Raw genomic sequence first — 15,222 nt, forward strand, 5'->3', positions numbered from 1 at the left:
ATAGATGGCCTCACTGATTTGAAGTCCGAGGAAACCCTTATGACGACTGATACCGCATCCACTGGCAACGGCGGCACGCAGCAAAGCCCCGCGCTCAACATCCTGGCCCAGTATGTCAAGGATCTTTCCTTCGAGAATCCCGGTGCGCCGCGTTCTCTGCAGGCTCGTGAACGTGCGCCGTCGATCAACATCAATGTCAACGTCAACGCCAATCCGCTCGCCGAGAACGATTTCGATGTCGTTCTGTCACTGAACGCGGAAGCGAAGGACGGCGACAAGGTTCTGTTCAACGTCGAACTCGCCTACGGCGGTGTGTTCCGCGTTTCCGGTTTCCCGCAGGAACACATGCTGCCGCTGCTCTTCATTGAGTGCCCGCGTCTGCTCTTCCCCTTTGCACGCCAGATCGTCTCCGACGCAACCCGTAACGGCGGCTTCCCGCCGCTGATGATCGACCCGATCGATTTTGCGCAGATGTTTGCCCAGCGCATGGCCGAGGAAAAGGTCCGCGCTCAGGTCGCCAACAGCAACGACACGGCCAACTGATCGGCCATCCAACTCTTTGGACGACGCAATTCCGGACGGAAAACGTTACGCACTCTTCTGGAATTGCTTTACCCTTGAGGAAAAGGCCCGGTTTTCGCCGGGCCTTTTTCATTCAGCACTCGTATTTCGACCAGATTGCCTTGGTGCCGATCTTGGCGATAAGGGCGGCATGCGCCGCAATCTCGACCTCCGTCAACCGGGCGGGCAAGGGTCTCGGTCTCTGCAGGACGATAATCGGCCCCTCCTCCGCTTCGATCGTCTGGCCTCCGGCCACGCCCGTCACGAGGCCGAGCGCCGCCTGCCGGCCGCCGATCATCTCGATGTAGACTTCCGCGAGCAGTTCCGAATCGAGCAGCGCGCCGTGCTTGGCGCGATGAGAATTGTCGATGCCATACCGGCGGCAGAGGGCATCGAGCGAATTCGGACCCATCGGATGTTTTCGCCTGGCAAGCACGAGGGTGTCCGTCACCAGTTCACCTGCCACCGGCGGAAGGCCCAAACGGGCAAATTCGGTATTGATAAAGCTGATGTCGAACGTCGCGTTGTGCGCCACCCAGCGCGCGCCGCCGAAGAAATCAAGGATCTGGTCGGCGACATCGGCAAAGGTGGGCTTGTCCTTCAGGAACTCGTCGGTGATGCCGTGAACGGCCAAGGCATCCGGATGGACCTTGCGGTCGCCCGGATTGATGTAGAGATGCAGCGTGCGCCCCGTCGGAAACTGGTTCTCGAGCTCGACGCCGCCAATTTCGATCACGCGGTCATCGCGGCTGTCGAGGCCGGTCGTTTCCGTGTCGAAGATGATTTCACGCATACAATCTCTCCTGGGTCACGCTGGATCGGAGCGAATCAATCCGGAACCACGCGTGACTGATTCTAGCAACTTGAATGGCCGTCTGGCGCAAAAATCCGCCGCGCATGCGGCCCATCCGCTAGCTCGCGCGCAATCGGTCGACGACCGACCGAATTTGCTCTCGGGTGACATCGAAACTGTCGCTCGTGTCGATGATGTGGTCCGCCCGCGCGCGCTTTTCGCTGTCGGGGACCTGGCGCGCGAGGATCATGGCGAATTTTTCCGGCGTCATTCCCGGTCGCTTCATCACCCTTTCCCGCTGTATTTCGGGCGCGCAGGTGACGACAACGACCTGGTCGACGCGTCCTTCCGCCTTCGTCTCGAAAAGCAGCGGTATATCGAGGACCACAAAGGGGGCACCGGCGGCCCGGTACGTGGCAATAAATTCCCTCTCCTTGGCACGAACGAGCGGATGGACGATTTGCTCCAGTTCGCCAAGCCGCTGCGGCGCCGCGAGAAGCTGCCGTGACAGTTCCGTCCGGTCGATGACGCCGTCCTTTACCACGCCGGGAAACGCCGCCTCGACAGACGCCACGGCCTCACCGCGATAGAGCTCGTGTACGGCTTCGTCGGCATCATTCACCGGGACGCCGAGCTCGCGGAACATCTCTGCCGCGGTCGACTTGCCCATTCCGATTGATCCCGTGAGGCCGACAATGATCATTTGTGACTGTCCATATCGTCAATGATGAGCTGCCGAAGGGTTTCGTCGACGACCGGCCGACGGCCAAACCATTTTTCAAATCCAGGCACCGCCTGATGCAACAGCATGCCAAGCCCATCGACAATCGCAAAGCCCTGCGCTTCGGCCTGGCGCAGCAACGGTGTTTTCAGTGGCACATAGACGATGTCCGTGACAACGGCATCCTTGGCCAACATCGAGAAATCGATCTCGGGCGCCGGTTCGCCATCCATGCCAAGCGAGGTTGTGTTGATGAAGAGCCCGGCCTCGGTCATCACTTCGGACAGAGCCCCGAGCGGGTGAGCGTGAACAGCGGCGCCAAAACGATCCGCCAATTCCTGTGCCCGCGCCGGCGTCCGGTTGACCACATGAATCGCCTTGATGCCGCGGTCGCGAACCGCCTGGATGACGGCGCGGCTGGCACCGCCGGCGCCGAGGACGACGGCGGTCGAAATCTGGTCCCATCCTTCCGCGCGCTCGTCGAGGTTGGCGACGAAGCCTTGCCCGTCGGTGTTCGTCGCGCAAATCTCTCCGTCCTCGACCCACAAGGTATTGGCAGCACCGAGCTCGGCGCTCAGCTCGTCCGGCCGATCGGAAAGACGGAAAGCGGCTTCCTTATGTGGAATGGTGACATTGCCGCCGCAGAAACCGGAGGCGCCGCTCTTCAATTGACGCATGAAATCCGGAAAATCTTCCGGCGAGACCTCATGGGCCTGGTAGCTACCGGCGATCCCCAGCTCCCTCAGCCAGTAGCCGTGGATCAGCGGCGAGCGCGAATGCTTCACCGGAAATCCGGTGACGAAGGCATGGTTAACAAATGTTTCACGTGAATCACGCATCGATCGAGCCCAGGTCACGGAGTTTGGAAAGTAGCGGCAGCATCGGCAAACCGAGAATCGTAAAATAGTCGCCTTCGATCTTTTCGAAGAGCTGGATGCCCTCGCCTTCGAGCTGATAGGCGCCGACGCTGGCAAGCGCCTTCTCGCCAACCCTTGCAAGGTGTCTTTCGATGAAGCCCCGACTAAGCGGGCGCACGGTCATGTGGGCCGACGAAACGTGGCGCCAGACGACCTCCCCGTCACGGACAAGAACAACCGCGCTGTTCAGACTGTGCGTCTTGCCGGACAGCGAGAGGAGGTGATCGGCAGCCTCCGCCATATCCTTGGGCTTGTGATAGACGCGCGACTCGAGTGACATCGTCTGGTCCGAACCGATGACGAGCGCGCCTTCGAAATGCCGCCCAACATCCTTTGCCTTGGCCTCAGCCAAAGCCAGCGCGACGTCGACAGGCGAGGCGCCTGCAGCCTCAAGCGGCTGCTCCAATGCCCGCTCATCGACCTGCGCCGCCCTCGCCTGAAACACAAGCCCGGCGTTTTCCAACAGGGCTCGGCGAAATGGACTGGCGGATGCCAACACAAGGGGAGTCGTCATTGTTCTATCCCGGATCCTTCGCTTCGCTCTATCTGAGCCGCGGACGCAGGGCAACGATCGCGGCGGCAGTTTCCTCGATCGAGCGGCGCGTCACGTCGATCATTGGCCAATTGTTGCGCGCGCAAAGCGAGCGGGCATATTTCAACTCCTCGGCGATCGAGGCCCGGTCGGTATAATCTTCACCGTGGAAGCTCTGAGTTGTTCCGAGCAGGCGGTGCTGGCGTACTTGCGCGATCCTGTCGGCTGTCGCGATAAGCCCGACGACCAGCGGTTTCGTCGCACTGAGCAGACCGTCCGGCAGCGGCACGCCGGGCACGATCGGGATGTTCGCCGTCTTGATGCCGCGATTGGCAAGATAGATGCTCGTCGGCGTCTTCGATGTCCGACTTACGCCGACAAGAACGACATCGGCCTCGTCGAAATCCGCCGGCATCTGGCCGTCGTCATGGTCCATGGTGAAGTTCAGCGCCTCGATCCGGGCGAAATATTCCGCATCCATGACGTGTTGCGCCCCCGACCGGCGGCGGGACGGCGAGCCAAGATAAGATTGAAACAAGTCGATGATCGGATCGAGCACCGAGACGCAGGGGACACCGATCTCGCGGCAACGCTGATTGATCACGTCGGCAAGCTCGCGGTCGACGATCGTGTAAAGAACAATACCCGGCGCACCGTCGATCGCTTCCAGCACCTGCATGAGCTGCTTCCGGTTCCGGATCAGCGGATAGACATGCTCCAACGCATGCGACGACTGGAACTGCGCCGCGGCGGCACGTCCCGCGGCAATCAGTGTTTCGCCCGTCGAATCGGAGACGAGGTGCAGGTGGAAATAGTTTTTTCGGTTCTCCACGCAATTCTCCGGGGGCTGTTGATAGGCCGGGACAGAAACAGGTAACGGCGCCGCGGCTGTTCAGGCAAGTGGAAAAGCGCCGACTTATTCACATCCTTGACCCGGCCGGAGAATGTCGAACGGGCCATGTGGACAAGACTCATGGCGACGACAAAATGTCACGTGTTTCGACAGCTTGTCCACAGAAAGAACGAGACCGGAAATGAACGTAAGGCACTGATTCTCGGCCGTTTTTTGCGCTTTCCTTATTCTGCGCTGGGAGGTCGGCTTATTTCTCCACGTGTCTGGCGGCGGCTGCACGGTCTTTGGATGAATTGCGGACGGATTTTAATCCTTGATAGTCACCGACTCTAAGAAATAGAAACCTCTTAGATTCAGTTTGATTATATTTTGGGAGAAGCCGCGAGTGAGCGAGAAACGTCGCAAGGTCCTCGAGGTGCTGGACGGGAAATGTCTGAGGCCTCCACCGATCTGGCTCATGCGCCAGGCGGGACGTTACCTCCCGGAATATCGCGAGACGCGGACGAAGGCGGGAAGCTTCCTCGATCTCTGCTACACGCCCGATTTGGCTGTGGAAGTGACATTGCAGCCCATCCGGCGCTATGCCTTCGATGCGGCGATTCTCTTTTCCGATATCCTGGTCATCCCGGACGCTCTTCATCGAAATGTTCGCTTCGAGGAAGGCCATGGGCCGAGGATGGATCCGATCGATGCGGACGGCATTGCCCGGCTCAACGCCGCTGGCGTCTCCGATCACCTGCGGCCCGTCATCGAGACAGTTTCACGGCTACGGCGGGAATTGCCGGCGGAGACGACGCTGCTTGGCTTCTGTGGCGCGCCATGGACCGTCGCGACTTACATGATTGCGGGTCACGGAACGCCGGATCAGGCCCCTGCCCGCCTCTTCGCCTATCGCTATCCAAAGGAATTTGACGATCTGCTGGCGTTCCTCGCTGACATCTCCGCGGACTACCTGGTGGAGCAGTTCGACGCGGGGGCGGATGCGGTGCAGATCTTCGACTCCTGGGCGGGCGTGCTCGGCGAGGAGGAATTTGCCCGCTTTGCAGCCGAGCCCGTGCGCCGGATGATCGCGTCTGTTCGAGCACGGCGGCCGTCAGCCAAGGTCATTGCCTTCGCTAAAGGCGCGGGGCTCTTGCTCAAGAACTACCGGCAGTCGACCGGTGCGGATGCGATCGGGCTCGATTGGTCGGTGCCGCTGTCGTTCGCGGCTGAGCTGCAGAAGGATGGCCCGGTACAGGGCAATCTGGATCCGATGCGGGTCGTGGCCGGCGGTGCGGCGTTGGAAAGCGGAATCGACCGGATTCTCGATGTGCTCGGAAACGGACCGCTGATCTTCAATCTCGGACACGGGATTACTCCGCAGGCGGACCCGGCTAACGTGACGGCATTGGTGTCGCGTGTCCGCGGGAGGCGATGATGGCCGAGCGCCAGACCGACAGCGGCCCAGGGAAGAGGGCGCGCCTGCGCGCCTGGATAGCCCTCTCCGCTTTTGCCCTGCTGCTGGTCGGCCTCTTCGTGTTGCAGCCGGACGATCTCTACCTCTGGATCAAGGCGCTGCACGTCATTGCGGTGATATCCTGGATGGCGGCGCTTCTCTACATGCCGCGACTGTTCATCTACCACACCGACGCGGCGCCGGGATCGGCGCAGTCCGAGACGTTCAAGATGATGGAGCAGCGCCTGCTCAAGGTCATCATGAACCCGGCGATGATGATCTCGTGGGCGCTCGGCCTCTACCTCGCCTGGAGCGTATATGGCTTTCAGGGTGGCTGGCTGCACGCCAAGCTCTTTTTCGTCGTGCTCTTGACCATCGTGCATGTGCATTTCAGCCGTGCGGTGAAAGCATTCGAGCGTGACGAGAATCGCCGTGATGCACGCTACTGGCGGCTGCTGAACGAGGCCCCAACGCTGCTGATGATTCTCATCGTCATCATGGTCGTGGTGAAACCATTTTGAATTCAATCGATTTTTAGCTGCAATAGTTGTCGCTAATTTGCGTGAGCCCCTTGCGGCGTTTCACGTGAATCGCTATTTTCACCCATCTCCTTCTTCCTGTGGCCTGACAAAGTTTAGAGCCTGCCTCCTCCTTCTCGCAGCTCCCTTACAAAAATCACGCCAACTCCCATTCCCATACGACACATGGACCCTTCATGGCTGAAATGAAGCTTCAAGAACTTAAGAACAAGACGCCGACCGATCTCCTGGCCTTTGCCGAAGAGCTCGAGGTCGAGAATGCCAGCACGATGCGCAAGCAGGAGCTGATGTTCGCAATCCTCAAGATGCTCGCGACGCAGGAGATCGAGATTATCGGTGAAGGCGTCGTCGAGGTGCTGCAGGACGGTTTCGGCTTCCTGCGCTCCGCTAACGCAAACTACCTTCCCGGCCCGGACGATATCTATATCTCTCCCTCGCAGATCCGACGCTTTTCGCTGAAGAGCGGTGACACGGTCGAAGGGCCAATTCGCGGTCCGAAAGAAGGCGAGCGCTACTTCGCGCTGCTGAAGGTCAACACGATAAACTTCGACGATCCGGAAAAGATCCGGCACAAGGTGCACTTCGACAACCTGACGCCGCTCTACCCGAACGAGCGGTTTAAGATGGAGCTCGAGGTTCCGACGTCGAAGGACCTTTCCGCTCGCGTCATCGATCTGGTAGCGCCGCTTGGCAAGGGCCAGCGCGGGCTGATCGTGGCGCCGCCGCGCACCGGTAAGACCGTGCTCCTGCAGAACATCGCCCATTCGATCACCGCGAACCATCCGGAGTGCTATCTGATCGTTCTCTTGATCGATGAACGTCCGGAAGAAGTGACCGACATGCAGCGCTCGGTGAAGGGCGAGGTGGTATCCTCGACCTTCGACGAGCCGGCGACGCGCCACGTCCAGGTTGCGGAAATGGTCATCGAGAAGGCGAAACGTCTCGTCGAGCATGGCAGGGACGTCGTCATTCTGCTCGATTCGATTACCCGTCTTGGCCGCGCCTACAACACCGTAGTGCCGTCATCCGGCAAGGTGCTCACCGGCGGTGTCGACGCCAACGCGCTTCAGCGTCCGAAGCGTTTCTTCGGCGCGGCGCGTAACATCGAGGAAGGCGGCTCGCTGACGATCATCGCGACGGCCCTGATCGATACCGGCAGCCGCATGGACGAAGTGATCTTCGAAGAGTTCAAGGGCACCGGCAACTCCGAAATCGTGCTGGACCGCAAGGTCGCCGACAAGCGCATCTTCCCGGCTATGGACATCCTGAAGTCCGGCACACGTAAGGAGGATCTTCTGGTGCCGCGGCAGGATCTCCAGAAGATCTTCGTTCTGCGCCGCATCCTCGCTCCAATGGGCACGACCGATGCGATCGAGTTCCTGATCGACAAGCTGAAACAGACGAAGACCAACAGCGACTTCTTCGAATCGATGAACACCTGACCTAGTTTCAGGTCTTTTGTGAAAAATGGCCGGGGGCGTGTCGCGTCCTGGCCATTTTCCGTTTTACGGCAATCCATTCCCTTAGCCGGATTCGCCAAAGGCGGCTGATCAGAGAAGTCGTATGCCAGTTCCACGATGATTCACGTGAAACACGTCCTGCGGCGTGTGTGGGCGGCTGGGTCAGTCGGAGATGCTTGATTTCCCATGCTGGGAGGTGCATAAGTCGCGGCGCTCTGCACCCGTGCAGAAATAGCGAGAGTTGCTCGGGCGAAAATGATGGTCCCACGACGCAACTAGCCCCACAGCGCCGCGCGTCCAATCGGACGCGCAAAGGCCGCTGTAGCACTTTGAATTTCTGCATGATTTTGCCCTTAAGTCGATTCCGATTTAAGGAATCATGCAGTAACTCTCTCAACGAGAGAAGATGAAAACCGAGCTTGCGGACAAGGTGTTGTGCTCGGGGACGCGTGGTGGCCGAATGCAGTTTACGGATACGATCTATGCACTTTCGAGCGGCGCCCTGCCCGCCGGCGTTGCCGTTGTCCGCATCAGCGGCCCGGCCACAGCCGAGGCAATTGCGCGACTTTGTGGGCCCCTGCCGCCAGCCCGCACCGCGACCTTGAGAACGATTCGGACTCGAAACGGTGAGCCGCTGGATAGCGGGCTGGTGCTTTACTTTCCGGGACCGGCTTCCTTCACCGGCGAGGATTGCTGCGAAATGCAGGTGCATGGCGGGCGGGCAGTCGTCCACGCGATATTGGAAGAGCTTGCGGAGGTTGACGGTCTGCGTCACGCGGAGGCGGGCGAGTTTTCGAGGCGCGCGTTTCAAAATGGCAAGATGGACCTGGTGGAGGTGGAGGGCCTTGCGGACCTGATCGCGGCCGAGACCGAGATGCAACGTCGCCTGGCACTCGAGCATTCGGGTGGTGGCCAGTCGGCGCTTTACGAAGGTTGGGCGCGGCGCCTGACGCATGCGCGCGCTATGATCGAAGCCGAGCTCGATTTCGCCGACGAGGATGATGTTCCGGGATCGGTCAGCGCTTCGATCTGGAAAGACATGGCGAAGCTCCGCGGTGAAATCGAGGAGCATATCGCCCAGGCGGGGCTGGCGGAGATCATTCGCGATGGCCTTAAGATCGTCATTGCCGGCGAGCCAAATGCGGGCAAGTCGAGTCTCTTGAATGCGCTGGCAAAGCGCGACGTCGCGATCGTCACGGAGATCGCCGGGACGACCCGAGACATCATCTCGGTCGACCTTTCATTAGCCGGATTCTCCGTGAAACTGTTTGACACGGCGGGGTTGCGGGAAACCGATGAGGTCATCGAACGCGAGGGAATTCGCCGTGCACGCGAAACTATCGGACGAGCCGATCTCGTGCTGCTGCTATCGGATAATCCGGCACGTTTCTCTGCGGGCGAAGCTATTCCGGAAAACGTCCCAATCATAAGGGTCGCGACGAAGATTGACCGGGACGACGTTTCGTGGCTGCCGAGCGATGCGGATATATTCCTATCAACCAGGACAGGCGCGGGCATCGCCGATCTGTTGCAGGCGCTGGGAACATACCTTCCGGACCTGGCAGGCAAGACATCCTTGTCGATGCCATCGCGGAAACGCCACGTCGACTGCCTCCGTCAGGCAAGCGCTGCGCTGGAGCGCAGCCTGTCGGCGGAGGCATTGGGGCTGGACATTCAGGCGGAGCAACTGCGCGTGGCGGGGGATGCTCTCGGCCGAATCACCGGGCGCGTCGATGTCGAGAACCTGCTCGATGTGATATTTTCAGAGTTTTGTATCGGCAAGTGAGCGACCGGTACAACGATAACGAGTCAATCGCAGCGTTTCACGTGAAACCACTTGACTCGGCGGAGTGAAATTCAGAATCAGGGCCCTGAGTAGCTGGAGCATTGGAATGTCGAGTTATGATGTCATCGTGATTGGCGGCGGACATGCCGGCTGCGAGGCCGCTTCGGCCTCGGCGCGGCTTGGCGCCCGCACCGCCCTCATCACGCATAGGCGCGACACTATCGGGGTCATGTCGTGCAATCCCGCCATCGGCGGCCTGGGCAAGGGCCATCTGGTGCGGGAGATTGACGCTCTGGACGGCCTGATGGGACGCGTCGCCGACGCGGCCGGCATCCAGTTTCGCCTGCTTAACCGTCGCAAGGGGCCTGCCGTGCGCGGTCCCCGGACGCAGGCAGATCGCAAACTCTATCGGAAGGCGATGCAGCACGCTATCGCTGCGGTGGACAATCTTTCGGTCATCGAGGGTGATGCTTTCGACCTGCTGACCGAAGACGGCGCGGTCCGCGGCGTTGTCATGAAGGACGGCCGGACCTTTCAAGCGGCAGCGGTTGTGCTCACGACCGGCACTTTCCTGAAAGGTCTGATCCATATTGGCGATCGCAAGATTCCGGCCGGTCGTGTCGGAGAAGAGCCGTCGCTTGGTCTTTCGGAAACATTGGCGCGCTTCGGCCTCAATCTCGGAAGATTGAAGACGGGTACACCGGCCCGGCTCGATGGCCGGACGATCGATTGGGACCGAGTCGGTCGCCAGGGGCCGGATGAGGATCCGGTGCCATTCTCATTCCTGACCGACGAGATCGTGAATCGGCAGATCGACTGCGGTGTAACGCGCACGACCGAAGCCACACACAGGCTCATCGCCGCGAACATCCATCGCTCGGCAATGTATTCCGGCCAGATCGAAGGCGTCGGTCCCCGCTACTGCCCGTCGATCGAGGACAAGATCGTTCGCTTTGGTGAGCGCGATGGCCACCAGATCTTCCTGGAGCCGGAGGGCTTGGACGACGACACTGTCTATCCCAACGGCATTTCGACCTCGCTGCCCGAGGAAGTCCAGGATGCGTTCATCAGGACCATCCCGGGCTTGGAGGACGTGACGATCCTGCAGCCCGGTTACGCAATCGAATACGACCATGTCGATCCGCGGGAACTGGAACTTTCTCTGGCGGTGCGAAAGGCCCCCGGCCTGTTTCTTGCCGGCCAGATCAATGGCACGACGGGTTATGAAGAGGCGGGGGCCCAGGGCTTGGTCGCGGGATTGAATGCCGCTCTTGCCGCGTCGGGCCGCGCACCGTTCCATTTCAGCCGCACCGATTCCTACATCGGCGTTATGATCGATGATCTGACGTCGCGTGGCATCGCCGAGCCCTATCGGATGTTTACATCGCGCGCCGAGTATCGGCTGTCGCTTCGAGCCGATAACGCCGACATGCGGCTGACGCCGATCGGTATCGACCTGGGCCTAGTGGGCGAGAGCCGTCGGCAGCGGTTCGAAGACTGGAGAGGCAGCTATGAGCGCGGTCGCGCGCTGTTGCAGGCTCTTTCCATCACACCGACGGAGGGTAAGCGGTTTGGCCTGAAGCTCAATCAGGATGGCCAGCGCCGATCCGCGTTTGAGATCCTGTCCTACCCCGAGCAATCGATCGACGGGTTGAAGCCGCTATGGCCGGAACTTGCGACGATCGACGGGCGTGTCGTCGAAGCGCTGGAGATCGACGCCGCCTATGCGGTCTATATGGAAAGGCAGGCGGCAGACATTGCTGGCATTCGCCGCGAAGAAAGCACCAGCATTCCCGAGGACTTCGACTATAGTCTGCTGCCGGGATTATCGAACGAGTTGAAGCAGAAGCTGACCCAACAAAGACCGCGCAATCTGGCCCAGGCAACGAAGGTCGACGGTATGACTCCGGCGGCGGTGTCGCTGATCCTCACCTGGCTGAAGCGCCAGGATCGTGAAGAGCTGCGTGTGGCGAGGCAAGCCTTACAATGAAAACGAGTCTGGCCGGAAGCTTGAACGGATTGCGTGTTTCACGTGAAACGATCGAGAAACTCGAGCACTTTGGCGCCCTGTTTCAGAAATGGGCGAAGTCGATAAACCTCGTCGCGCCGTCGACACTCGAGGATCTATGGCGGCGCCACATCGTCGACAGCCTGCAGATCTTCCAACTGGCGCCGACGCCGAAGGTCTGGGTCGATCTCGGCAGTGGCGGTGGGTTTCCCGGCGTAATAACGGCGATCTGCCTGTCGGAGCTCGCTGACGGTTGGGTCCATCTGGTCGAAAGCAACAACAAGAAATGCGCCTTTCTGCGCGTCGCGCTGAACGAAACCGGCGCCCGGGGCTCCGTGCACCCGATTCGAATCGAAAACGCGAGTGCAATCATCCCTCACTGCGACGCCATTTCGGCACGTGCACTCGCCGATCTGAGCCAATTGCTGGACTATTGCGCCCCTTGGATGCTCGGAGAAGGTGCCAATGCGGTCGCATACTTTCATAAAGGGCGGGATTACCAGCAGGAAATCGACAAAGCCGTTAGCCGGTTTCAATTCGATCTGGTAAAACATGCGAGTGTCGTCGAGCGAGATTCGGTCGTGCTCGAGATTGCAAATCTTTCACGTCGGACGAAGTGATAGGCGAGCGAAAACATGTTTGGCCCCAGAAATCGGATTATCACAATTGCTAACCAGAAAGGCGGGGTCGGAAAAACGACAACCGCAATCAATCTTGCGACCGCTTTGGCCGCAATTGGCGAGAAAGTTCTGATTGTCGACCTCGATCCGCAGGGGAATGCCAGCACCGGCCTCGGGATTCAGCGCCGCGACCGGCACCTTTCCTCCTATGAATTGATGATGGGAAGCCATTCGATCGGCGATATCGCCCAAAACACGGCGGTGCCGAATCTCTCGATCGTCCCTTCGACCATGGATCTGCTCGGCATCGAGATGGAAATCGCTCGGGAATCCGACCGGGTGTTTCGCCTTCGCAAGGCGCTCGCGGGCCATGAGGCCCTCGCCTATTCCTATGTCCTCGTCGACTGCCCGCCATCCTTCAATCTACTGACGATGAATGCGATGGCCGCCGCGCATTCCGTGCTTGTACCATTGCAGTGCGAGTTCTTTGCGCTGGAAGGCTTGAGCCAGTTGCTGGAAACGGTCGATCAGGTGCGTCGGACGGTCAATCCGAGCCTGGATATCCAGGGAATCGTCCTGACGATGTTTGATTCCCGTAACAATCTCGCTCAGCAGGTCGTGAGCGATGTCCGCACCCATCTGGGCGACAAGGTCTATCACACTTTAATTCCGCGAAATGTCCGGGTTTCGGAGGCACCCTCCTATGGCAAGCCGGCCATTCTCTACGATTTGAAGTGCGCCGGAAGCCAGGCATATCTGCAATTGGCGTCCGAAGTGATCCAACGCGAGCGGCAACGCAAGGCTGCGTAATCGTTTCGGAATCGTAATAAGATTGGATGACAGATGAACGACGACAGCTCCAAAAGGCGTCTGGGCCGCGGTCTCGCGGCGTTGATCGGCGAAATGGATCAGCCGTTGCAAGGGAGCGCCACCCCGCAGACGCCCTTCAATCCCGATCGCCGTGTGCCGATCGAGTTTGTATCGCGCAATCCCCGCAACCCGCGCCGCCAGTTTGACGAAGCGGAACTGCAGGATCTGGCGAGCTCGATCCGCCAGCACGGCATCGTGCAACCGGTCGTCGTGCGCACCGTTGGTCACGACCGCTACGAGATCATTGCCGGCGAGCGCCGCTGGCGGGCGGCCCAACTTGCGGGTTTTACCGAGATCCCGGTGATTGTGCGGGACGTGGACGATCGCACTGCGCTGGAAATCGCGATCGTCGAGAACGTCCAGCGATCCGATCTCAACCCGCTCGAAGAGGCGCTGGGCTACGAACAGCTGATCGCTGAACACGGCTATACGCAAAATGACCTCGGCGACATCATCGGCAAGAGCCGCAGCCATGTGGCGAACAGCCTGCGACTGCTGAAGCTGCCGGAACCGGTGCGTGACATGCTGTCGGATGGCAGCCTGTCGGCCGGCCATGCACGGGCGCTGGTCCCGACCTCCGACCCGGTGGCCCTGGCGCGCAATATCGTCGCAAAGGGGCTTTCGGTGCGCGAGGCCGAACGCCTGGCGCAGAACGACATCCGGGCGCAAAACGATCCCAATTTCGCCAAAGCGCCGCGCCGCGAGGAAAAGGATGCCGATACCCTGGCGCTCGAGCGCACGCTGTCAGACAGCCTCGGGCTCGAAGTTACCGTCAGCCACAAGGCGTCCGGCGGGCACCTGCGCATCGCTTATAAGACGCTCGACCAGCTCGAAGAGATCTGCCGGTTGCTGGAGCGCCGCTAACGCGTCCAATAGCGTAACGCATTGATCTTTCAGTGTTTTTCTGTTCCGCGCCTTCACAAGAAGGCGCGGCGGCGCCGTAACTGGGCAATGTCCCGGTTGTCGAGGCCGATCGGATGTGCGTGGCGCTTCGGCCAAACTGGCAGTGCATCGTGCTCCCGCCGCATCTCGACAATGCGATCAGGTGGGCGATGTCTGCGGCCTCAAAACATTGAACCGGCGGCGAATTTTCAACGCCGTGCCGACTGAACGGTGATCGCCAGGAGGTTCTGCAGAACGAGGCTATCTTCGAGGCTCGGCCGTGTACGGCTTTGATAGATCGTCGCCTGTAGCCGGCTCATTTCCCGCCGGATTGCCGGCCCGGTCCAGTGCCGAAGTGCTGCTTCGACAATCGGTTTGCGCCGGAAATGCAGGTTCCTTCCGAGGCTGGCGATCACTTGGCTCGAAGATTGGCGGCTGGCGTCTATTTCGGCGCGCATGGCGTCCAGTTGCTGGAACTGCCGCAGGCAAGCCTGGAGCACGAGAAACGGCGGCGTCTTCGACGTTGTAATCTTCCTCATGGCGTGGAGCAGCGCGTCCACGTCGCCCTTCAGCACGGCATCGACCGCATCGTCGACAGAAATCGCGCTGGCATCGCCGACGATATCGAGCACGTCGCCCTCGTCCACCATCTCCTTGCCGCGGCAGTAAAGCGCGAGTTTTCGCACCTCATTGCGCGAGGCAAGACGATCGCCGCCAAGCGCTCCGAGCAGGCGCTCGCGTGCGGCCGGGCTCAGTCGAAGCCCTGCTTCGGCGAGTTCCTGATCGATGAGCGCGTGCAGGCTGCGGGCGTCGTCGCTGTAGCAGGCGATCGACGCAATTGAACGGGCTGATTCGCCGGCCTTTCGAAGGGCAGCCCCCTTCTTAAGGTCGCCGGCCTCTATGATGAGGTAGCTGCCGGTGGGCGGCTCATCGGTAAGGATCTGCAAAGCTTCGGAAAGCGCCTTCTCGGTTGAGGCGCCGCGGATCCAGACGAGCTTCTCGCCGCCAAAAAGGCCGATGGCATTGACCTCGTCAAGCAATCGCCCGGGATCCTGCTGCAGGTCGCTGGCGTCGAGCTTGACGACGGCAAACGGGTCATCGAGCGGGATGCCGAATCTTGAAGCAAGCGAAGCGGCGCGTTCGGAAACGAGACCGCGATCGGGGCCATAGAGCAAGAAAAGCCGGTAGCTTCCAGCCGCCCTCTGCAGGAAGCCGTCGAACTCGTGCGACTTGATCTCGCTCATC

At 60.3% G+C, this 15,222-nt stretch carries 15 protein-coding genes; 9 read left to right on the forward strand and 6 right to left on the reverse strand.

Annotated elements, in window-relative coordinates; translation table 11 throughout:
* Positions 1-39 precede the first annotated feature (39 nt).
* Entirely contained in the window at positions 40-543 is a 504-nt protein-coding gene (gene secB, locus PZN02_RS06220) for a protein-export chaperone SecB (protein ID WP_280660727.1), read from the forward strand.
* A 112-nt stretch (positions 544-655) separates the two neighbouring features.
* Here the strand turns inward: secB and dnaQ are convergent, their stop codons facing one another.
* The 5 genes from dnaQ to PZN02_RS06245 form a co-directional block, all read right to left on the reverse strand.
* Positions 656-1,354 (reverse strand): DNA polymerase III subunit epsilon, encoded by a 699-nt coding sequence (gene dnaQ, locus PZN02_RS06225; RefSeq protein WP_280660728.1) that lies wholly within the window; start codon positions 1,352-1,354, stop codon positions 656-658.
* Positions 1,355-1,472: 118 nt separating this feature from the next.
* Positions 1,473-2,057 carry a dephospho-CoA kinase gene (gene coaE, locus PZN02_RS06230; RefSeq protein ID WP_280660729.1) on the reverse strand — a complete coding sequence of 195 codons (585 nt, stop codon included), beginning with the start codon at positions 2,055-2,057 and terminating at the stop codon, positions 1,473-1,475.
* The gene (locus PZN02_RS06235; RefSeq protein ID WP_280660730.1) at positions 2,054-2,914 is read right to left on the reverse strand and encodes a shikimate dehydrogenase; all 861 of its coding nucleotides are present in this window, start codon (positions 2,912-2,914) and stop codon (positions 2,054-2,056) included. The genes coaE and PZN02_RS06235 overlap by 4 nt, the downstream gene beginning before the upstream one ends.
* Positions 2,907-3,506, reverse strand: a complete 600-nt coding sequence (locus tag PZN02_RS06240) for a Maf-like protein (protein ID WP_280660731.1) — start codon at positions 3,504-3,506, stop codon at positions 2,907-2,909. The genes PZN02_RS06235 and PZN02_RS06240 overlap by 8 nt, the downstream gene beginning before the upstream one ends.
* Positions 3,507-3,534: 28 nt before the next feature.
* Positions 3,535-4,356 (reverse strand): pyruvate, water dikinase regulatory protein, encoded by an 822-nt coding sequence (locus tag PZN02_RS06245; RefSeq protein WP_280660732.1) that lies wholly within the window; start codon positions 4,354-4,356, stop codon positions 3,535-3,537.
* Positions 4,357-4,762: 406 nt separating this feature from the next.
* Between PZN02_RS06245 and hemE the strand changes: the two genes are divergently transcribed.
* From hemE to PZN02_RS06285, 8 genes are all read left to right on the forward strand, one after another.
* Positions 4,763-5,794, forward strand: a complete 1,032-nt coding sequence (hemE, locus tag PZN02_RS06250; RefSeq protein WP_280660733.1) for a uroporphyrinogen decarboxylase — start codon at positions 4,763-4,765, stop codon at positions 5,792-5,794.
* Positions 5,791-6,333, forward strand: coding sequence for a protoporphyrinogen oxidase HemJ (gene hemJ, locus PZN02_RS06255; protein ID WP_280660734.1), 543 nt, complete (start codon positions 5,791-5,793; stop codon positions 6,331-6,333). Before hemE ends, hemJ begins: the two co-directional genes overlap by 4 nt.
* Positions 6,334-6,527: 194 nt before the next feature.
* Positions 6,528-7,793, forward strand: a complete 1,266-nt coding sequence (gene rho, locus PZN02_RS06260; protein ID WP_280660735.1) for a transcription termination factor Rho — start codon at positions 6,528-6,530, stop codon at positions 7,791-7,793.
* A 478-nt stretch (positions 7,794-8,271) separates the two neighbouring features.
* Positions 8,272-9,597, forward strand: a complete 1,326-nt coding sequence (gene mnmE, locus PZN02_RS06265) for a tRNA uridine-5-carboxymethylaminomethyl(34) synthesis GTPase MnmE (RefSeq protein ID WP_280661403.1) — start codon at positions 8,272-8,274, stop codon at positions 9,595-9,597.
* A gap of 106 nt (positions 9,598-9,703) precedes the next feature.
* On the forward strand, positions 9,704-11,587 hold the full coding sequence (mnmG, locus tag PZN02_RS06270) for a tRNA uridine-5-carboxymethylaminomethyl(34) synthesis enzyme MnmG (RefSeq protein WP_280660737.1): 1,884 nt from the start codon (positions 9,704-9,706) through the stop codon (positions 11,585-11,587).
* Positions 11,584-12,225, forward strand: a complete 642-nt coding sequence (rsmG, locus tag PZN02_RS06275; protein ID WP_280660738.1) for a 16S rRNA (guanine(527)-N(7))-methyltransferase RsmG — start codon at positions 11,584-11,586, stop codon at positions 12,223-12,225. The genes mnmG and rsmG overlap by 4 nt, the downstream gene beginning before the upstream one ends.
* Positions 12,226-12,240: 15 nt before the next feature.
* Positions 12,241-13,035, forward strand: coding sequence for a ParA family protein (locus PZN02_RS06280; protein ID WP_280660739.1), 795 nt, complete (start codon positions 12,241-12,243; stop codon positions 13,033-13,035).
* A 33-nt stretch (positions 13,036-13,068) separates the two neighbouring features.
* Positions 13,069-13,959, forward strand: a complete 891-nt coding sequence (locus PZN02_RS06285) for a ParB/RepB/Spo0J family partition protein (protein ID WP_280660740.1) — start codon at positions 13,069-13,071, stop codon at positions 13,957-13,959.
* A gap of 227 nt (positions 13,960-14,186) precedes the next feature.
* Here PZN02_RS06285 and holA read toward each other — a convergent pair whose 3' ends face one another.
* Positions 14,187-15,221, reverse strand: coding sequence for a DNA polymerase III subunit delta (gene holA, locus PZN02_RS06290; RefSeq protein WP_280660741.1), 1,035 nt, complete (start codon positions 15,219-15,221; stop codon positions 14,187-14,189).
* Between the last annotated feature and the right edge of the window lies 1 nt (position 15,222).

This window comes from Sinorhizobium garamanticum, assembly GCF_029892065.1.
Taxonomy (GTDB): Bacteria; Pseudomonadota; Alphaproteobacteria; order Rhizobiales; family Rhizobiaceae; genus Sinorhizobium; species Sinorhizobium garamanticum.